This window comes from Pectobacterium sp. PL64 (genome assembly GCF_022477975.1).
In the GTDB taxonomy this organism is placed as follows: domain Bacteria; phylum Pseudomonadota; class Gammaproteobacteria; order Enterobacterales; family Enterobacteriaceae; genus Pectobacterium; species Pectobacterium jejuense.
In genome coordinates, this window is record NZ_CP092070.1 from 2,719,851 (window position 1) to 2,738,926 (window position 19,076).

The 19,076-nt window shown below is 56.4% G+C and carries 14 protein-coding genes and 1 pseudogene; 10 read left to right on the top strand and 5 right to left on the bottom strand.

Annotated features, from left to right (window positions below):
- Positions 1-42: 42 nt before the first annotated feature.
- On the top strand, positions 43-1,161 hold the full coding sequence (locus HP572_RS12255; protein WP_240583328.1) for an alkene reductase: 1,119 nt from the start codon (positions 43-45) through the stop codon (positions 1,159-1,161).
- Here HP572_RS12255 and HP572_RS12260 read toward each other — a convergent pair whose 3' ends face one another.
- Positions 1,162-2,073: a LysR family transcriptional regulator gene (locus tag HP572_RS12260; protein ID WP_240583329.1), complete on the bottom strand. Its 912-nt coding sequence runs from the start codon at positions 2,071-2,073 to the stop codon at positions 1,162-1,164. It lies immediately after the preceding gene.
- 308 nt (positions 2,074-2,381) lie between these two features.
- Here HP572_RS12260 and HP572_RS12265 point away from each other — a divergent pair, with 308 nt between their 5' ends.
- The 4 genes from HP572_RS12265 (at position 2,382) to HP572_RS12280 (ending at position 7,792) form a co-directional block, all read left to right on the top strand.
- On the top strand, positions 2,382-2,708 hold the full coding sequence (locus HP572_RS12265; RefSeq protein ID WP_240583330.1) for an EthD family reductase: 327 nt from the start codon (positions 2,382-2,384) through the stop codon (positions 2,706-2,708).
- A gap of 312 nt (positions 2,709-3,020) precedes the next feature.
- Positions 3,021-4,820, top strand: a complete 1,800-nt coding sequence (gene lepA / locus HP572_RS12270) for a translation elongation factor 4 (protein WP_240583331.1) — start codon at positions 3,021-3,023, stop codon at positions 4,818-4,820.
- Between the two features lie 182 nt (positions 4,821-5,002).
- The gene (locus HP572_RS12275; protein WP_095699984.1) at positions 5,003-6,502 is read left to right on the top strand and encodes a SulP family inorganic anion transporter; all 1,500 of its coding nucleotides are present in this window, start codon (positions 5,003-5,005) and stop codon (positions 6,500-6,502) included.
- A gap of 108 nt (positions 6,503-6,610) precedes the next feature.
- On the top strand, positions 6,611-7,792 hold the full coding sequence (locus HP572_RS12280) for a mandelate racemase/muconate lactonizing enzyme family protein (RefSeq protein ID WP_205566248.1): 1,182 nt from the start codon (positions 6,611-6,613) through the stop codon (positions 7,790-7,792).
- Between the two features lie 58 nt (positions 7,793-7,850).
- On the opposite strand, the pseudogene HP572_RS12285 reads toward HP572_RS12280, so the two are convergent.
- From HP572_RS12285 to HP572_RS12295, 3 genes and pseudogenes are all read right to left on the bottom strand, one after another.
- Positions 7,851-10,930, bottom strand: a pseudogene (locus HP572_RS12285) (efflux RND transporter permease subunit).
- The gene (locus HP572_RS12290; RefSeq protein WP_240583332.1) at positions 10,930-12,012 is read right to left on the bottom strand and encodes an efflux RND transporter periplasmic adaptor subunit; all 1,083 of its coding nucleotides are present in this window, start codon (positions 12,010-12,012) and stop codon (positions 10,930-10,932) included. Before HP572_RS12290 ends, HP572_RS12285 begins: the two are co-directional and overlap by 1 nt.
- A 26-nt stretch (positions 12,013-12,038) precedes the next feature.
- Complete coding sequence (locus tag HP572_RS12295) at positions 12,039-12,854, bottom strand: MipA/OmpV family protein (protein WP_240583333.1); 816 nt, start codon at positions 12,852-12,854, stop codon at positions 12,039-12,041.
- A gap of 153 nt (positions 12,855-13,007) precedes the next feature.
- On the opposite strand from HP572_RS12295, the gene HP572_RS12300 reads away from it, so the two are divergent.
- The 3 genes from HP572_RS12300 (at position 13,008) to HP572_RS12310 (ending at position 16,107) form a co-directional block, all read left to right on the top strand.
- On the top strand, positions 13,008-13,697 hold the full coding sequence (locus HP572_RS12300) for a response regulator transcription factor (RefSeq protein ID WP_095994978.1): 690 nt from the start codon (positions 13,008-13,010) through the stop codon (positions 13,695-13,697).
- A gap of 8 nt (positions 13,698-13,705) precedes the next feature.
- A complete protein-coding gene (locus tag HP572_RS12305) occupies positions 13,706-14,956 on the top strand; it encodes a cell wall metabolism sensor histidine kinase WalK (protein WP_240583334.1) in 1,251 nt (416 codons plus the stop codon).
- A 317-nt stretch (positions 14,957-15,273) separates the two neighbouring features.
- Entirely contained in the window at positions 15,274-16,107 is an 834-nt protein-coding gene (locus HP572_RS12310) for a transporter substrate-binding domain-containing protein (RefSeq protein WP_095699991.1), read from the top strand.
- A gap of 35 nt (positions 16,108-16,142) precedes the next feature.
- Here the strand turns inward: HP572_RS12310 and HP572_RS12315 are convergent, their stop codons facing one another.
- Positions 16,143-17,552, bottom strand: coding sequence for an MmgE/PrpD family protein (locus tag HP572_RS12315; protein WP_240583335.1), 1,410 nt, complete (start codon positions 17,550-17,552; stop codon positions 16,143-16,145).
- Between the two features lie 151 nt (positions 17,553-17,703).
- Between HP572_RS12315 and HP572_RS12320 the strand changes: the two genes are divergently transcribed.
- Positions 17,704-18,381 (top strand): amino acid ABC transporter permease, encoded by a 678-nt coding sequence (locus tag HP572_RS12320; RefSeq protein ID WP_181844644.1) that lies wholly within the window; start codon positions 17,704-17,706, stop codon positions 18,379-18,381.
- 8 nt (positions 18,382-18,389) lie between these two features.
- Positions 18,390-19,055: an amino acid ABC transporter permease gene (locus HP572_RS12325; RefSeq protein ID WP_240583336.1), complete on the top strand. Its 666-nt coding sequence runs from the start codon at positions 18,390-18,392 to the stop codon at positions 19,053-19,055.
- Positions 19,056-19,076 lie beyond the last annotated feature (21 nt).

The window sequence follows — 19,076 nt, forward strand, 5'->3', positions numbered from 1 at the left end:
CCTTTCCCCATCATGGTCGGTACTTAATAAAAGGACCGAAACATGGACAAATTATTTACCTCATTCATCGTCGGCGATACGGCACTCACTAACCGTATTGCGATGGCACCGATGACCCGTTCTCGCGCACGCCAGGGCGACACTGCTGACGAACTGACGGCGACGTATTACCAGCAGCGCGCCTCCGCCGGGCTGATTATTACCGAAGGTGCGCAGATCTCCGTTCAGGGTCAGGGCTATCTTTTTACGCCGGGTATTTATAACGACGAGCAGGTGAAAGGCTGGGAAAAAACGACGCGAGCCGTTCACGAGCGCAATGGCAAAATCTTCATTCAGCTCTGGCACGTCGGCCGTATTTCTCATACCAGCTTGCAGAATGATGGCGATGTGCCGGTCAGTTCCGTTGCCGTCAGAGCACAGCATTCAACCTGCTACGCCTGGGATGAAAACGGTCAACCCGGCCCTGTGCCGGTCACGACTCCCCGTGCGCTGACAGCGGCGGAGATCGCATCCGTGGTACAGGATTACGTCACCGCCGCAGAGAATGCTATCCGCGCAGGGTTTGACGGCATCGAAATCCATGCAGCCAATGGCTATCTGCTGGAGCAATTTATCAATGGCGGACTGAATACCCGTGATGATGAATACGGCGGTACGCCTATTGAGAACCGCCTGCGTTTCGTGTTGGAAGTGACTGATGCGGTGTCACGCGCTATCGGCTCAGAGAAAACGGGGATCCGGCTGGCCCCCTTCGGACGCCTCTTCGATATGCACGCCTTTGAGGGAGAAGAAGAAACATGGCTACAGCTGGCGGCCAAACTCAGTGAACGTGCGCTCGCGTATGTCCATCTCAGCGATCAGAAAACGCTCGGCCAACAGGCTATTCCTGACGGGTTCGTCGAGAAATTCCGGGCAGCCTATGACGGCACGCTGGTTATCGCAGGCGGCTTCGATAAGCAAAGCGCCGAAGCCTATCTGCAAGAAGGAAAAGCTGACCTGATTGCGTTTGGTCGGCCGTACATTGCCAACCCTGACCTCGCCGAGCGCATGGCACACGACTGGCCGTTGAATGACGTCAATCGAGCCACCATGTACGGCGGCACGGAGGAAGGGTATACCGATTATCCGTTCTATTCAGACGCGGCCGACGACAAAAAATAATCAGTCCAACTGGCCGTCTTCTGCCGCTTTAATCAGCGTATCCACCACGTGGCGTATCTTGGGCAGCAGTTGGCGGCTTTTAGGCCATAGCGCGCTGATCGGCATTTCACCACCGGCGTGGCGGGCAAGCACCTCTTTCAGCTCGCCACGTTCAAGGTATTGACCGACCAGCCACCGTGGCAGTTGAGACAGGCCACATCCGGCAAGCGTGGCGGCCAACATTGCATCACCGTCAGCAAATTCATGCGTGGGCGGTGGCGTATAACGCGTCGTCTGCCCGCTATCATCCTTCAGAAGCCAGGTGATAGGCTGATTCCGGCGAAACCCCACCACACAGTGATGTTGACTTAATTCATCCACCGATATCGGTTCGCCGCGCTGAAGCAGGTAGTCCGGTGCAGCGCAAATAACCAGCTTCTGGGTTGTCAGTCGTCTCGCTACCAGACCACTGCTGTCGGCCAGTTCACCGATGCGGATGACAAGATCAATCCCGTCTTCAATCGGGTCAACAAACCGTTCGCTAAAGGTCACGGTTAACGCCAATTCAGGGTAGCTACGGGTGATGTTCAGCAGAACCGGAAGAATGCGCTGCCTGCCGAATGCCGCAGGCAAATCCACCCTGAGCCGCCCCGCTGGCTGACAAATATGGGACGTCAGCTCAGCTTCTGCCTGCTCAAGAATATCCATGGCGCTCTGACAGCTGATCAGAAAGCGCTCACCGTCCGGTGTGAGGCTGAGACGACGCGTAGATCGCTGAAACAGCTTTAGTCCGAGCCGCGCCTCAAGACGGCCGACACTCTTCCCCACCGCCGATTTCGTCAGGCCCAGCCGCTCGGCCGCAGCGGTAAAGCTGCCCTGCTGTGCCGTGGTAACAAAGGCGTTGATGCCGCCCAGATGATCGGTTGTACGCATATTCAATGGTCCATTAAACGTATCAGGCTCGGCCTGCATACCTGATTTGAAAGATAACGTCCTGCGAGCGTCGCGGGCTCCAGACTGCATTCCGCATCACGATACCGTTTACTTCCTGCCGTGATTGTTGAATTTATGTCTACATAGAGGCGAATGAAAGCCGGTTTATCATGAAATAAAAAACAATCATAGTGATGCCCGAATTTACCGCGATGCCTCAAAGCAAAAAACCGTGAGGCAACGGCACGAGCACGACAGCCTCAGTTATCGCGGGAATAACCCAGAAGGCATCGACACCGGAGAACGTTATGGCAGCAGTAGCAGGCTTTAAACACGTGGGTTTTATTACTCGTAAGCAGGGTCAGAGCTTTGACGAGTTTGTGAAACACTGGAATGAGGTGCATACCGAAATCGCCCTGCGCCTGCCGGGCTTAAAGGGATACGTTCTGAATCCTATCGATCGGGAACAATACCCAGACTCCCCGGTGGATGGCTTCTCTGAACTGTGGTTTGACTCCATCGAAGACGCGATTACCGCCTTCAACTCGCCAACGGGTAAAGAAGCCTTTGAGGATGTTCCCAATTTTGCTGACCACGTTGCCGTCACGTACATCACGGAAATAAGAAAGCGCTGAGAGACTCTGGGGTTCCCTCTGAGAACGTGGATGTCAGAACCTCGGCGGCATAGGGAAACCCAACTCAGTGAGCAGCCCTCTGGAATAGATATCGCATACCGCGATCTGCGTATTTCGTTCTCGGGGAGCCACTCATAGCAATAATCATCTGTTGCTGCGCTAAAATAAAACGCGTTATCATTACCGCGGCTATTCACTTTTACATCTTTTGATTTTCATCTTCGCTGAATTTTTTCAGCGCGAATTTCTATGTCTGTTCTCAACGTCGCACGCGATACCGAGCCAGACATCATGATGTGAAAGGCCCTTTCTATGTGTACACCTCAAATTCGTAATTTCTGCATTATTGCCCATGTCGATCATGGCAAATCCACCCTCGCCGACCGCTTTATCGAACTGACTGCAACCGTCGCCCAACGTGACATGCGTGAACTGCTGTTGGACTCGATGGAGATAGAACGGGAACGTGGCATCACCATCAAATTGCAAACCGTTCGAATGAGTTATTGGGATGAGAAGGGTCAGCGGTATCAGTTCAATCTGGTGGATACACCGGGGCACGTCGATTTTTCTGCAGAAGTCTCCCGCAGTCTCGCCGCCTGCGACGGTGCGATTCTTCTGATCGACGCCACACAGGGCGTTCAGGCACAGACGATCGCCAACCTCAATCTCGCCCGACAGCAAGGGCTGACTATTCTGCCCGTTCTGAACAAAATCGACAGCCCACAGGCTAACGTGCCGCAGGTGATGCAGCAGTTGGCGGCGATTCCCTCGTTGGATATCAGCACCGTGCTGAGTGTCTCTGCCAAAACGGGTGAGGGTGTGGCCGAGGTACTGAACGCGATTGCCCACCATTTTCCGGCACCAACAGGGCTCGCCGATGCCCCGCTACGCGCGCTGGTGTTTGATTCACATTACGATCCCTATCAGGGGGCCATCATGCATGTGCGCGTGGTGGATGGCGGTATTCAGGCTGGTTCAACGCTACATTTTATGTCATCAGGAACACGTTTTGAGGTCACCGAAACCGGCGCTTTTTTCCCCCATCGTCAATCTTGCGCCGCGTTGGGAAACGGTGAAGTCGGTTATCTCGCTGCTGGGTTGAAAGACGCCGCCGCCATCCGAGTGGGCGATACGCTGACGCTAGCCGAACACCCCGCGACAGAACCGGTTGCTCGCTATCAGGACATGAAGCCGATGGTGTTTTCTGGGCTCTATCCCGATGCGGACGACGATCTGAAAGGCTTGCGTAACGCCATGAATAAGCTGTCACTTAACGATGCGGCGTTGCACTGGGTTCCCGATGTTTCCGCCTCACTGGGTGCAGGCTTCCGCTGTGGTTTTCTTGGGATGTTACATATGGATATTGTTCGTGAACGGCTCAAGCGTGAATACGGTATCTCCGTGATTGCCACCGCGCCCAGCGTGGAATACCGCGTCACGTTACATAACGGCCAATGCCTGACTATCGATAATCCGGCCCATTTCCCCGGAGAGGACGTGTTGCACTTCGTCGAAGAACCCTATGTTATCTGCACCATTAACACGCCGAACGCCTATGTCGGCACGTTGATGGAGTACTGCACCTCGCGCCGTGGAGAGTTTATCGACATGCAATATCTCGATAACGGTAGCGTGACATTACACTGGGATTTGCCGCTCAATGAGATGATCTTCGGTTTTTTTGATGCACTGAAATCGCTCACACAAGGTTATGCCACGCTGGATTATGAACCTGGTAGCTACCGACGTTCCGATTTAGTGCGCTGCGATATCTACCTCGATAGCCAGCTGATCGATGCCTTTTCCTTCATTATCGCCCGTCATAAGGCATGGGCGCGGGCAACCGAGATCGTGAAAGCGTTGAAGTACGTGATTCCGCGTAAGCTGTATCCCGTTCCTGCTCAGGCAAAAATCGGTAATCGCGTTATCGCACGCGAAGACATTCCCCCGCTGCGTAAAAGCGCATTGGCACAAGGTTTTCAGGGCAGCCTGTCGCAGAAACAGCGACTGATCCGTAAACAACGAGAAAATAAAAAGCACAACGTTGGGTTCTCAAAACGAGACATTCCACGCGACGCGTTTATGGCCATTCTGGCGATTGACGCCTAATTACTGACGGAGAAAACACAACGAGCGGGCGGATAGAACGACGCGCTATCCGCTCCTTCGTTTTCCTACTAACTTTTCCTTGCCGGCCGATGACGGACAGTATCTTTTATACTGCCGATAATTTATCCTCTTCCGCCTTTCGTCATCGACCGATAAATAAGAAAAAGTAAGAGCCTGCACCTATGATCTCATCACCCGACGCCACGCCGACGCCAGCGCCTTCTGCCACGTCAACGCTTGCTGTATTACGCTCGCCCTCGCTGCTGATGCGCGAGGTTTTGGCGGGCACCATCACCGCACTGGCGCTTATCCCAGAGGTGATTTCCTTTTCCATCATTGCGGGAGTTGACCCCAAAGTCAGCCTGTTCGCCTCCATCGTGCTGTGCTTCACCATGTCCTTTCTCGGCGGCCGACCAGCGATGGTGACGGCGGCGGCAGGTGCCGTGGCGCTGGTCATCGGCCCGATGGTACACGCGCACGGCGTAGCCTATATTCTGCCGGCGGTGATCATGGCCGGGATCATCCAGATCCTGTTTGGATTGGCCGGACTGGCGAGGATGATGCGCTACATCCCCCGTTCGGTGATGATCGGTTTCGTGAATGCGCTGGGCATCCTGATTTTTGCCGCACAGGTGCCGCATATTTACGGGCAATCCTCGCTTGTCTGGCTGCTGTTTGCGTTGACGCTCGCGATTGTTCTGCTGCTGCCTTACGTGGTGAAAAGCATTCCCGCGCCGCTGGTGGCCATTGTGACGGTGACCGCGATTGCCATGTTTACCGGTATCACGGTGCCTAACGTCGGCGATGCTGGCCCTATGCAGCCGGGATTGCCAGGTTTCACCCAGTGGCTGGTGCCGTTCAATCTTGAAACGCTGCACATCATCTGGCCGACCGCGCTGAGTATCGCGTTTGTCGGGCTGATGGAGTCGCTGTTAACCGCCAAACTGGTCGACGACATCACGGATACGCCGTCCAGCAAGCGTCGCGAATGCTGGGGGCTGGGCATTTCCAATATTTTCTCCGGGTTTTATGGCGGTATTGCCGGGTGTGCGATGATCGGGCAGACCGTGGTCAACGTGGAGTTAGGCAAAGCCCGTACGCGCATTTCCACCCTCGCCGCTGCGCTGGTGCTTTTGCTGCTGGTGACCGGGCTGAGCGAAATCATGGCGAAGATTCCGATGGTGGTGCTGGCCGGCATTATGATGATCGTCGCGCTGAAAACAATGAACTGGCACAGCCTGCATCCGACGACGCTAAAGCGTATGCCGCTGTCGGAAACGCTGGTGGTCATCGTGACGGTTGTCGCGACTGTCTCGACAGGGAATCTGGCTATCGGTGTGGCGGGTGGCGTGATCTTTGCCATCCTGCTGTTTGCCCGCCGCGTGGCGCACGTCATTCACGCAGAGCGTCAGGTGAGCGAAGACGGGCAGTCGGTGCACTACACGGTACGCGGGCCGCTCTTCTTCGGCAGCAGTAACGATCTCTTCGAGCACTTTCTTTATGCGCAAGACCCGCAAAACGTCACCATCGATCTGACGCACGCCCAAATCTGGGATGCCTCCAGCGTGGCGGCACTCGACGCGATCGAAACCCGCTATCATCGCTACGATGCGAAGGTCACGATCGTCGGGCTGGATACCCATAGCACCAAAATCCACCAGCGCCTGTCGGGGCACCTCTAAGTCATCCGGCGTTCGAAGACGGCTACCGTCGCGGACGCCAGCGTTGACAACCCGCACGCCTTTGTGATTAGACTCAATGCTAAGCAGGCTAACTTAAGGAAAGCATTGATGAAAATTACCGACGTGCGCGTGATTCTCGCGAATCGATATATGTTTGTTGAGGTCACCACTGACGAGGGGCTGACGGGCATTGGCGAATCCGGTGCCTGGGGCTTTCTCGATGCCTCCAAAGGTGCCGTCGAGGCACTGCGCACGTATCTGATTGGGCAAGATCCGCTGCGAATTGAACACCACTGGCAGTATATGTATCGCTGCTGGCATTTCCGCGGTGCCGCGATCATGGGTGCCATCAGCGCCATCGATATCGCCCTGTGGGATATCGCGGGCAAGTATTACGATACACCGGTTTATAACCTGCTGGGCGGACGCTGCCGCGACAAAGCGCGTGTTTATGCGCATGCAGGCGGTCGCACCACAGAAGAAACCATCGCCAACCTGAAAAAAGCCAAGGCTGACGGTTTTACCGCGATTGGTCACCTCACGCCTTTTTTGGATGAGTCGCGCGACGCGCCCTACTTCACCACCCACGCCAAAGAGATCGGTGAAGCCATTGAACGCATCGGCCTCTATCGGGAAGCGGTCGGTAACGATGTCGACCTGTGTATCGAAGTTCACCGCCGTCTGAAACCCGCCGATGCCGTGGTGTTCGCTCGCGGCATTGAGCCGTTTTATCCCTATTTTATTGAAGACCCTATCGGTGCAGATAACTTCGATTCGATGGCGGAAGTAGCCGACAAAATCAATATTCCTATCGCCACCGGTGAACGCCTGAATAACCCGCAGGAGTTCGCGATGCTGATTCGCCGCAACGCCGTCGCCTATGTGCGCCCTGACGTCTGCATGTGCGGCGGCATTACCGGTGCGAAAAAAGTGGCCGCGCTGGCAGAAGCCAACGATTTGATGGTGGTGCCACACAACCCACTCAGCCCGGTGTCTACTGCGGCCTGCTTGCAGATCGCCGTCAGCATTCCGAATTTTGCGCTGCTGGAATATCCGGGGGATGACCAGCCGGCACTGTCGGAAAAATTTGGCGCGACAGGCGTAGAGAATGGCGTACGTAAGAAAGACGTGGTGAAGAACACCTTCAAATGCGTGGACGGATTTATGGAGATACCAACGCAGTCCGGCATCGGCATCGAGCTGGCGGACGATCTGGAGAACCGCTTCCCTTATCGCCGTCGTGGCCTGAAAACCCGACTGCACGTCGACGGTTCCGTCGTCGATCAGTAACGGCGTGTCGGCAGGTTGTGGCGACCACTCGTCGCGCCACGACCTGCCGACGTTTCACCTACACCGTAGGATTTGCCGTTTTCCGCCCTTCCCACTGCATGAGCAGGCTCAGCGCCGCGGGCAGTGCAAGCAGTGTCAGCAGCGTTGCCACCATCAACCCGCCGATAATCGCGTACGCCATCGGCCCCCAAAATACCTGATGTGCAATCGGGATCATGCCGAGAATCGCCGCCAGCGCCGTCAGTATAATCGGGCGTGAACGATGACTGGCCGCATTCACAATCGCCTCTGTCGCGGGCTGTCCGTTTTTCACATTCAGATCGACCTCGCCAATCAGAATAACCGCGTTACGAATGATCATGCCCGCCAGCGCAATCACCCCCAGCAGCGCCACAAACCCCATCGGCGTGCCTGTCGGCAGCATGGCCGCGACAATACCGATCAGGCCGAACGGTGCGGTCAGGAATGCCAGCGCCATGCGGGAAATACGCTGTAGCTGAATCATCAATAGCACCAGCATCACCAACAGCGTCACCGGCAGCACCGCGTACACGGAACCATTGCCCTTGTCGGACTCCGCCGCCACGCCGCCTTCCGTGATGTGATAGCCCGCCGGTAACGCGGCGCGATAGCGTTCAATCTCGGGTGCCAGCTTTTCAGACAGCGCAGGTGCCCGCACGCCCGGCGCGACATCCATTTGCACCGTAATAAACGGCTCGCGCTGGCGCCGCCAAATAATCGGATCCTCAACACCATACGCCACGGTCGCGATCTGCCCCAGTGGGACGGAACGCCCCTCCGCAATCGGGATTTGCAGATTGGCGATCGTCGCGACGTCTCTGCGCTCCTGCGGCGTGCCGCGAATCACCACGTCCACCAGCCGATTGCCATCGCGTACCGACGTCAGCGTCGAACCGGAAAATATCGCCGCCAGCATACTGGCCACATCCTGCGAACTGATGCCAACGGCGCGCGCTTCGGTCTGATTCAGCACCACGTTCACCGTACGCTCAGGTTCACCTGCCGTCAGATTCACCTCACGCACATCAGCCTGTTTCCCCACCAGGCTCGCCAGCCCTTGTGCGATATCGCGGACACGATGACTATCTGGCCCCGCCACCCGATATTTCAGCGGCCAGCCGACCGGTGGCCCCAGCTCCAGTGTAGACACCCGCGCGACAATGTTACTGAAATCCCGCTCAAGCACCTGATTTAACCGTGCTGCCAACGCGTCCCGCGCCTCCAGATTTTTTGCCACCACCACCAGCTGCGCGATATTTTCATGGCTCAGCAACACATCCATCGGGAGATAAAATCGCACCGCACCCGAGCCCACATAGGTGGAAAAATGGTCAACATCAGGATCGTTTTTCAGGATAGCTTCCAGCCGTTTCGCCTGCGTTTCCGTCGCCGCCTGTGAGGCATTCGCCGGTAGCGTCAGGCTGACCAGCAGCTCCGGCCTGTCGGAAGCCGGAAAGAACTCGCCTTCCAGTCGGGTGGCGCCAAACAGTGAAGTAACCAGCAGGATGAGGGTGATCACCAGCGTCATTCCCTGGTTTGCCAGTGCGCGCTGTAGCCACTGACGATAGAGTCGTCCCAACCGCCCCAGTTCGTCGTGATGGTGGCTAAACGTTTTTGGCAACAGCCAGACACCGAGCAACGGCGAAAAGAGAATCGCGACGATCCAGGAACTCAGGAGCGAAATCAGAACCACGACAAAGAGCGAAAAGCAGTATTCGCCCGCGCTGGATGCGGCAAACCCCACCGGAATAAACCCAGCGATCATCACCAGCGTCCCCGTTAGCATTGGAAACGCCGTGCTTTCATAGGCCCAGGCCGCCGCCCGTTTGCGATCCCAGCCTTGTTCCAGCCGCGATACCATCGCTTCCACCGTAATCATGGCATCATCGACCAGCAGCCCTAGTGCGATAATCAGTGCCCCCAGCGAAATGCGCTGTAGAGCCCGATACCGGTGATTTCCATGCCAATAAAGGTCATCGCCAGCACAATCGGGATAGAAGCGGCCACCACCAGTCCGGCTCGGCTGCCGAGGGAGACAAACGACACCGCCAGCACAATCGCCACCGCTTCCAGCAGCACTTTCACGAAGCCGCCGACTGCGCCTTTCACCACCTCGGCCTGATCGGCCACGCGCGTCATTTCGATCCCATGCGGCAGTTGCGCAGAGAGCGTGTTCATTTTTTCACGAATCGCCTGACCGAAATTGAGCATATTGCCAGTGGGCGCCATCGAGATCGCCAATCCAATGGCTTTCTCGCCATTCACCCGAAACGTCGGCGACGGCGGATCTGCCGTTTCACGGTTAATCATGGCGATATCGACCAGCGGGACAAACTTGCCGCCAATGCGCAACGTAATCTGACGCAGGCTTTGCTCGGAGGTAAACGCCCCACTGACGCGCACGGCAATCTTATCGTCCTCGGTGCGAATAATACCGGCGGGCGTGACCGCATTCTGCGCTTTCAGTGAATCGATAACCTGCTGCGGATCTAACCCCAGCCCAGCGAGACGTCGGGGAGAAAACGTCACCACAATCTGTTCTTCTTCCACGCCCAGCATGTCGACCTTACCAACATCCGGCACGCTCAATAGCGCCGAACGAATATCCTCGACGCGATCGCGCAGTTCCCGCGGCGAAAAGCCGTCGGCGGTAAAGCCATAAATCGTCCCGAACGTATCATCAAACTCGTCATTAACGGCGGGCGGGCTGACGCCATCGGGAAGTGAGCTAGCGATGTCCGTCATTTTCTTACGCACCGTATACCAGATATTCGGCACGGCAGACGGCGGCGTGTCATCACGCAAGTTAACGAAAACCACCGCCTCCCCGGCTCGAGTGTAGCTCTCAACATAATCGAGGTATGGCGTTTCCTGTAATTTTTTCTCCAGCTTATCGGTGACGAAATTGACGGTATCGCTCACCGTCGCGCCCGGCCAGGCGGCAGACACTACGGCAGACTTGATGGTAAATGCTGGATCTTCGTTACGGGGCAAACGTTGATAGCTCATCACGCCTGCCGCCATAATCACCAGCATCATAAACGCGACCAGTTGCTGATGCGCCAGTGCCCAGGCGGACAGATTAAAGCGTGCGGTCGATTGCGGTTCTTGTGCCATCAGCGACGCCCCTCTTCATCCAGCCGAATTTTTTCATCTGGCCGTAGCTTACTGACGCCAGCGGTCACCACGCGATCGCCCTGCTCCAATCCCCCAGCAATGAAGATCACCGTGTCGCTGTAGCGCGCCACATTAACCGGCTGCAAACGCACGGTTTGGGTTGTGGTATTGACGACGTAGACCGCAGGTTGATCTCCCTGCCGCGTGAGCGCAGACGCTGGCAGTTCAATAACAGCCGCGTCGGACTGCTGTATCGCGCCATTCACGCTGGCACCCAATACCATCGCGATGGGTGGCGAGGTTAACGTGACTCTCACCCTGAAGGTTCGCGTAACGGGATCGGCCTGCGGGCTGATATCCCGCACGCGCCCCTCAGCCTGAACGCTCGGCTCAGACAGCAGCGAAACGCGGATAACGCGCGAGGAAAGTGACTGATTGACCAGCCGTTCCGGCACATCAAACACCGCATCGCGCCCGCCGAGGGAGGCCAGCTTCACCACCTCTTGTCCGGCGCTCACCACCTGACCGGGATTGGCGCTGACCGTCGTAATAATCCCATCCTGCGCGGCCGTGAGCTGCGTAAAACCGAAGCGTTCCTGTGCGCCTTTCACCGTTGCCTGCGCACTTTCACGGCGGGAAACCGCCGCGTCCCAGTTCGCCTGCGCTTCATCAAGCTGCACCCGCGCAATCGCCCCGCCCGGTGCCAGCGCCTTCATGCGGGAAAAGTTGCTTTTTGCCAGCCGTTCCGCCGAGACTGCGCTGGCTAAATCCGCCTGCGCGCTGCGCAACTGGTTTTCACTGTCGCGTGCATCGAGCGTCGCAATTACATCGCCGCGCTTCACCGACGCCCCGACATCCACCAGACGATTCAGGATGCGACCATCCAGCCGGAAACCTAGCGCGGTTTCTTCATGCGGGCGGACTTCCCCCGTCAACGTCACCGGTTCCCGACTCATCGCCGGCATAACCACCAGCGTTTTTACCGGCCTGACGGGCGGTGACGCGGGCGCATCATCAGCGCTGTCACAGCCGCTAAGCAACACGGCCGACAGCAGACAAAAAGCAAAACGGCTGACCATCATCACGTCCTCTCACTCATCAGATAACCTCAGAACGCATACAGAACGGCCAGCGTGGCGCCGGTATCATTACGTCGTTCCACAACCTGACTGTCCGCGACTTTGTCAGTGAGCCAGGTTGAGGTCACCCCGACGTTGGTTGACCACGCGGGGCTAAACTGATGCGTCCAGTTCACGCCCAGCGCATAGCCGTAAACGCCTTTCCCAGCACGATAGGCCGCCAACCCAGAGCGGATACTCTGCTGCTGCGTCACGCCGTAGTAGGTTTGATTAAAGCGGGCATCCCCCATCAACACGTCCGCCGACAGCGCCAGCACATCGTCTTTTGTCGCGGACTGCCACACCGTGCTCTTTGCTCCGATGCGGTACTGATTTCCCCTATCTCTTTCGCTCAGCGCAAATTCGCCGCTCGCTTCCAGCGCCAGCCAGGGCGCAAACTGATACCCCGCCGTTAGCGTGGTCGTTACCGATCCTTTAACCTTGCCCATCCCTTTCAGCCGGTTTGAACCCGCGCGCCACTGGCTGTTTTTGTCATCCCTTCCCAGGTCGTAACCAATCGCGTGGTCGAGATAAAAACCGGAGGGTGACTGGTATTGCCAGCCAATACCGTGCGTGGAATCAACATAAAGTGCGCCGCGTTGAATGGTCAGCACAGGCAGCGCAGTGGTTTGACGATCTTTGCTTCCTCTGTAGCGCGGCGCATTCTGGGCAGCGACACCCACGACAACATCCGTGTGGTCACCCCAGAATGAAGGCGCAGCGTCTTCTGCAGCTTCAGCAACGGCCGCACTGGACAGCGCGACAGCGGACAGGCAGGTGGATAAAATAATTTTTGTTATGTTCATACATCCCCTCTTTTACGCGGTAATCTTGCACCGTGGCGTTTCCCCGGCGGGTGTAGCGTGATTGCTGTTGGCTTTTCAGCGTCGCGGCGGATTATGCTGACGTTTAGTCAAGAAACGCTTTGTGGTTTTTTAAGATTTCATCAAGAGGGTCCGATGGCAGAAAAACGGGTGTTGATTATTGAAGACGATATGGATGCTGCCAGCGTGCTTGAGGCCTATCTGCGGCGCGATGGCTATCAGGTGTCTATCGCGTCTGATGGGCAACGAGGTCTGCACATGGCGCTGACCAGTAAACCCGATTTGATTTTGCTGGACGTCATGCTGCCGAAGATGAATGGCTCAGAGGTACTGTCCGCCCTGCGGCAGCGCAGTAATATTCCGGTGATTATGGTGACGGCCATCGGCGACGAACCGGAAAGGATCGGCGCACTGCGCTACGGCGCGGATGATTATGTCGTCAAGCCCTATAACCCACAGGAAGTGGTGGCGCGGGTGCAGGCCGTACTGCGACGTACCGGCTACGCGATCCGGGAAGATGCAGTCCTGACATTCGAAAACTTGTCGGTTGACCCGACCTCCGTCACGGCAAGTATCGCGGTATCGCCATCAGAATCCGTGGTGCTCGATCTGACACCGACCGAATTCAACATTCTGGTGACGCTGCTCAAAGCGCCCAACCGCGCCTTTACCCGTGGTGAGCTGCTGGAAGCTAGCCTGCCGGAAAGCGACGCGCTGGAGCGAGTGGTGGACACCCACGTTCACAACCTCAGGAAGAAGCTCAATCAGTACGACATCATCAATGTGTTAGTCACCGTCCGTTCCGTCGGCTATCGATTCCGGTAATTGTTGCGATGAAAAAATCGATCTTTCTGTCAGAAAAAATGTCGTTGTGGCGCTGGCTATGCTTTCGCATTATTTCTCTGCTGCTTGCCGCCGTGGTCATTATCGCGGGCCTCATGTGGCTGCGTTTCGCCGTCAACAACCTCTACGTCGAGCAGCACATGCCGGTCGAGATACGGACCGAATTTCAGCAATTAAGCGAACAGAAAGACTACGCCAACCCGCGCTATCAACAGATTATCAATCAGTATTACGGCCCGGAATTCTTTGTGCCGAATATTGCCAGCAGCGACTGGCTGGTGCTCGCCATTATGGTGCTGATCGCCTTGCCTACCATGGTGGTTGTGGTGCTGTGGCGCGCGCGGCCGCTGTCACAGCAATTTTCCAACATCGCCAGCGCCGCTCGCGATGTCGCTCAAGGGAAATTCGATACCCGCACGCAGTTGGTCGAGCAGGCACCAATGGAGCTGGTGACGCTGGCAGACGACTTTAACAACATGACCGCACAGCTGGAGCGCTACGAGCGAGAACTGCGCGAATCCAGCGCGGCGCTGGCTCACGAACTGCGTACCCCGTTAAATGCGGCGATGGGCCGCGTTCAGGGCATGCTTGATGACGTCTTCCCGCGAGATAAAGCGCAGTTGACGATGGTCATCAAACAGCTCGAACAGCTCAATCACGTGATTCAGGATCTGCATTTTCTGTCGCTCGCCAGAGCCGGGCAACTGCAACTGGTTCAGACCCCTTTCTACTTCGACGAACTCATCACCGAGCGACTGACCTGGTATCGGCCACAGTTAGAACAGGCCGGGTTTCAGACGCAGACGCATATTGAACAACACGACTTTTGTCTTGCCGACCGCGAACGGTTAGGACAGGTGTTCTCTATTTTGATCGAGAACGCCTTAAGCTACGCCAGCGATGGCCGCTATCTGGCGATTGAGGTGCGTGAAACGACGCTGCGTGAAAACGTACCGTGCTGGCAGATTACCGTCTCCGATCGCGGGCCGGGCATTGAGCCAGAATCGCTGCCCCTGCTTTTCGACCGCTTCTGGCGCGCCGAGCATTCACGCGGAAGACACTCCGGCGGCAGCGGGCTGGGGCTGTCCATCGCCTCAGCCATTATCACTGCTCATGGCGGCACGATTTCTGCGGAAAGTTATGCAGAAAGCCATGCAAAAAATCACGCAGAAAGCGATACGCCAGAACACGGTCATCACGACGGCCTTACCATCGTGATGACGCTGCCACGTAGCATCTAATACGCCGCATACCGTGAGTTAATTGCCGATTATTAAAAAGCATAGCGAAATTATTGCTATGCCCTGCCGCAGGGGGAAAACACGGTAAATAGCGGCAATACTCATCGGCTACCTGACGCGATAAACGGAACAACCCCAGACGCCGCGCCCTACTGCAAGGCAGACAGCCCGCCAACGTGATTTTTCTCTCAATGAATCGTTATATTCATCTGGAATGAGATAAGGCGAAAAGAACTAATTTCGCTATAAGTATTTCGCTACTCTGCATGAGCGAAATATATCGCCTCGATTAAAACTCAATCACCAAGGTAATTATAATGAAACGTTCACTTCACCAGGCATTCATGGCGATAACGCTGATTAGCGCCTCCTTTTTCAGCCAGGCCGCCGAAACACAAACCTCGACGTGGCAACATATCAAACAGACCGGTGAGTTACGCATCGGCGTGGCACAGGGCGAGCCCTGGTATTTTAAAAATCCCTCGACCGGAGAATGGGACGGCATCGGCTATAACATCGGTAAAGAATTGGCAAAAGACCTCGGGGTAAAACTGGTGACGGTGGAAACCACGTGGGGTAACGCCATCGCCGCCTTACAAACCGGTCAGATCGATACCATGCTGGTGCTCGACCCGACGGAAGAGCGGAAAAAAGCGGTCGATTTTCCTGAGCAGCCTTTCTTTTGGTATGCACAAGGCGTGTTAATTCGCGATGGCATTACGGTGACCAACTGGGACGACCTCAATCGGGAAGATGTTAAAATCGGCGTCACGCTGGGCTCCAGCCCAGACCTGATTCTGACCAAACGCCTGCCAAAAGCGCAGCTAGTGCGTTTCCCGAATATGGATGAAGGCGTGGCGGCATTCTATGCGGGTCGGGTCGATGCGCTGTCCTATTTCCACCCGGCGCTGGCGCTGCAACAGGCTAAAGTCGGCAAGGGCAATTTGATTCTGCCGAAGCCGATTATTGAGGTCAGCACCAGCGGGGCAATCCGTAAAGAAGCCGATCAGACCTTCCATAACTTCCTGAATGACGAGTTTGCCAAGCTGTATCAATCCGGCAAGACGCAGCACTACTATGAACAGGCGCTCAAACTGCGCGGCGTGGACGTCAGCAAAGTGCCGTCGGTCATTAAAGAAGATTGGAAATAACTCGGAAACGGTTAACGCGACAGTCCTGAACGGAGTCAGGACATCTGCATTAGCGGGGTCAGCAGCGCGGCGACATCCTGACATTGTTCCAGTTCGGATAACGCCGCCGTTGCCTCCGCAACCGTTGTTGGGGCAAATCGGGATGAGAGATTCTCCGCAAATTTCGCCATGATGCGGCTTTCCGCCAGCGGGTGTTCTGCGCATCCCAGCGGAAACGCAATACGCTCGCCGCTCACCACCGTTCCCCGCGTGACGACATCAACCTGCAACACCGGCCGACGCGCCTGCGCCATCAGTTGGTCGAGTTCGGGAGAAACCTCAACGTGAACCTTATCGGCCAACGCCAGAAGTTCTGGGTTGGTTAAGGTGTCGTCCGCACTCCAGCGATGGCGCGGAATACGATAGGCCAGACACGCCAGCGCAAACGGCAGGCTGAACTGTGCATCCGTCGCATTTTGCGGCCGTGCATCCATAAAATCAGCGGCCAGCCTCTGGCTTCCTTTGACCCGAATCAGGTCAATAGCCTGCGGTGACAGCGTCAGCTCGTGCTGTACGCGTTCGAAGGATTCCAGTGCGGTATGTATCCAACGGCAGGCCGGATACACTTTGAAACTGGCGTGCTGGATTGCCCACCGCTCTCCCAAACCAGCAATTAATGCCGCTTCATCAAAGCGGTCAGATCCCATCATGCGCCAGAATCCCTGTTCGCCGGACAGCACATCTCTTGGCCCGATAATCCCGCCGCGATGCAGTTCGACCGCACGGACGCCCGACTCTGCTGCAGGCGCGTTGTAATCCTTGAAAGACACCAGCGGCCGCTGCTGCCAGTTGTATTTATGCAAGCTGGGCAACGGCGTCAGCGACGCCGCTAGACCGATGGCGTTCTCTAGTCCTTCAGCATCACATCCCGTCAGCAATCCGTAGGCCACCGCCGCCCCGATAGATTCATGCTGACACACACCGTAAACCTGCTGAAAACGTGCCTGACTCGGTTGCTGAGACTGAATGATCCGACCATTAATTTCATACGCCGCGGCCAGCGCACAGATCAGCGCTTCGCCGTCAATCGGGCGCGATCCGAGTGCCGCTAGCACGGCGGCAACCAGCGTGGCACCGGGGTGCCCCATACCGCGTCCGGCAACCTCATAGCCATCATCGTAATCCAGCGCATTAATCGCCGCCGCATTCAAAAACGCCGCGCCGATGGCGGCCAGCGGCGCGCCACCGTCCAATACCGGGACGTTGCCCGCCGCATAGTGCAGGCGGGTGACGCGCGCGCAATCCCGCACCACCTGGCTACTCGCACCAGCAATGCCGCAACCCAGACTGTCGATAAAATGCAGCACGATTTTTCGTCTTAACGCAGCGGGAATGTCCTGAATCGTCAATCGGTGGGCAAAGGTCGCGAGGCGCAACGTCAGAGGAAGTTCAGCAGCGTGAGACATCGGCATTCCGCCATTCTTTTATAAATAAAAGGAATATTAGCACCACGTTTTATTATTTATTTATCATTTTTTCGACCTGCTAAGATGCATCGGTTCTAACAAAATAAGAAACGTATTTCCTAATTACGCACTTTCCAGGGGCAGTCTGCTTATGTCGTATCAGTGGGATTTTTCCGCCATCTGGCCCTATCACCAGCTGCTGCTGGAGGGGCTATGGGGAACGATAAAGATCGGTGCCACCAGCATCCTGATCGGGATGGTCGCTGGCATGGTGCTCGCCGCCATGAAAATGTCGCCTCGGCGGCTCTTGCGCCTGCCCGCCGCGATGTTGATTGGCTTTTATCGTAATACGCCCGCGCTGGTGCATTTTTTCTGGATTTACTACGCCCTGCCCGTCATTACGCCGTTAACGTTTTCGCCTTTCACCGCCGCCGTAATCGCGCTGTCCGCCCAGTCCGGTGCCTTTTATGCCGAAGTTTATCGTGGCGCGATTTCCTCAATTCACGCGGGGCAATGGGAAGGGGCTAAAGCGCTGGGCATGCCAAAATCGACCGCGCTGCGTCGGGTCATTCTCCCGCAGGCGTTACGCCGGATGATCCCGCCGTTTATTGAACGCTCGTTTGAACTCATCAAATCCACGTCGCTGGCGTCATCACTGGCCTACAGCGAGCTGCTTTATCAGGCGATGCAGATCAACAGCCAGACCTACCGACCGCTGGAAGTCTACAGTCTGGTGGCGGTGATGTATTTCACCCTGCTGCTGCTGATTAGCCTGTTCAGTCAACATATTGAGAAACGGCTGTCGCTGGCAGATCGTCGGCTCGCGTAAGGAACATCATGCACTATCAATGGGATTTCTCGCTGGTCTGGCACAACCTTCCCGTGCTGCTGAAAGGCCTTGGCGTCACGCTCGAACTCTGGTTGCTGGCCGGTGTGCTGGGCACCGTGCTGGGGCTAGTTCTCGGTCTGTTTCGCGTATTTGGCAAACGCTGGCTGTCGCTGCCCGCCAGATGCTTTGTCGAAATCTTCCGTAATACGCCCGTCCTGATCCAACTGATCTGGTTTTATTACGCTTTCCCGGTTCTGGTCGGTGTGCAGTTCAGTACCTTTGCTGCCGCGGCACTGGCTTTGACGCTGTATAGCGCCGCGTACTGTACGGAAATTTTCCGCGCAGGGCTGCAATCCATCGACCACGGGCAGTGGGAAGGCGCAAAAGCGCTGGGCATGCGGCAGGCGGTGATCCTGCGGCGCGTGGTTCTGCCGCAGGTATTACGCAACATGCTGCCCGCCCTCACCAACCGGATGATCGAACTGGCCAAGGTGACCTCGCTGGCCTCGATACTGGCCGTCAACGAGCTGATGTATCAGGGACGGCTGCTGAGCAGCACCTATTATCGTCCGCTGGAAATCCTGACGGTGGTCGCACTGCTCTATTTCATTTTGATCTGGCCAGGGAGTTACCTTGCCGCACGACTTGAACGTCGTTTCCGTTCAACCCCCTAGTCTGACAGCACCACAGGATTG

Bases quoted from the DNA above. Each gene is read 5' to 3' on its own strand.
- HP572_RS12295 (WP_240583333.1), bottom strand. From the start codon at position 12,854: ATGAACATAACAAAAATTATTTTATCCACCTGCCTGTCCGCTGTCGCG.
- lepA (WP_240583331.1), top strand. From the start codon at position 3,021: ATGTGTACACCTCAAATTCGTAATTTCTGCATTATTGCCCATGTCGAT.
- HP572_RS12310 (WP_095699991.1), top strand. From the start codon at position 15,274: ATGAAACGTTCACTTCACCAGGCATTCATGGCGATAACGCTGATTAGC.
- HP572_RS12255 (WP_240583328.1), top strand. From the start codon at position 43: ATGGACAAATTATTTACCTCATTCATCGTCGGCGATACGGCACTCACT.
- HP572_RS12290 (WP_240583332.1), bottom strand. From the start codon at position 12,012: ATGATGGTCAGCCGTTTTGCTTTTTGTCTGCTGTCGGCCGTGTTGCTT.
- HP572_RS12280 (WP_205566248.1), top strand. From the start codon at position 6,611: ATGAAAATTACCGACGTGCGCGTGATTCTCGCGAATCGATATATGTTT.
- HP572_RS12275 (WP_095699984.1), top strand. From the start codon at position 5,003: ATGATCTCATCACCCGACGCCACGCCGACGCCAGCGCCTTCTGCCACG.
- HP572_RS12315 (WP_240583335.1), bottom strand. From the start codon at position 17,552: ATGTCTCACGCTGCTGAACTTCCTCTGACGTTGCGCCTCGCGACCTTT.
- HP572_RS12305 (WP_240583334.1), top strand. From the start codon at position 13,706: ATGAAAAAATCGATCTTTCTGTCAGAAAAAATGTCGTTGTGGCGCTGG.
- HP572_RS12265 (WP_240583330.1), top strand. From the start codon at position 2,382: ATGGCAGCAGTAGCAGGCTTTAAACACGTGGGTTTTATTACTCGTAAG.
- HP572_RS12320 (WP_181844644.1), top strand. From the start codon at position 17,704: ATGTCGTATCAGTGGGATTTTTCCGCCATCTGGCCCTATCACCAGCTG.
- HP572_RS12300 (WP_095994978.1), top strand. From the start codon at position 13,008: ATGGCAGAAAAACGGGTGTTGATTATTGAAGACGATATGGATGCTGCC.
- HP572_RS12325 (WP_240583336.1), top strand. From the start codon at position 18,390: ATGCACTATCAATGGGATTTCTCGCTGGTCTGGCACAACCTTCCCGTG.
- HP572_RS12260 (WP_240583329.1), bottom strand. From the start codon at position 2,073: ATGCGTACAACCGATCATCTGGGCGGCATCAACGCCTTTGTTACCACG.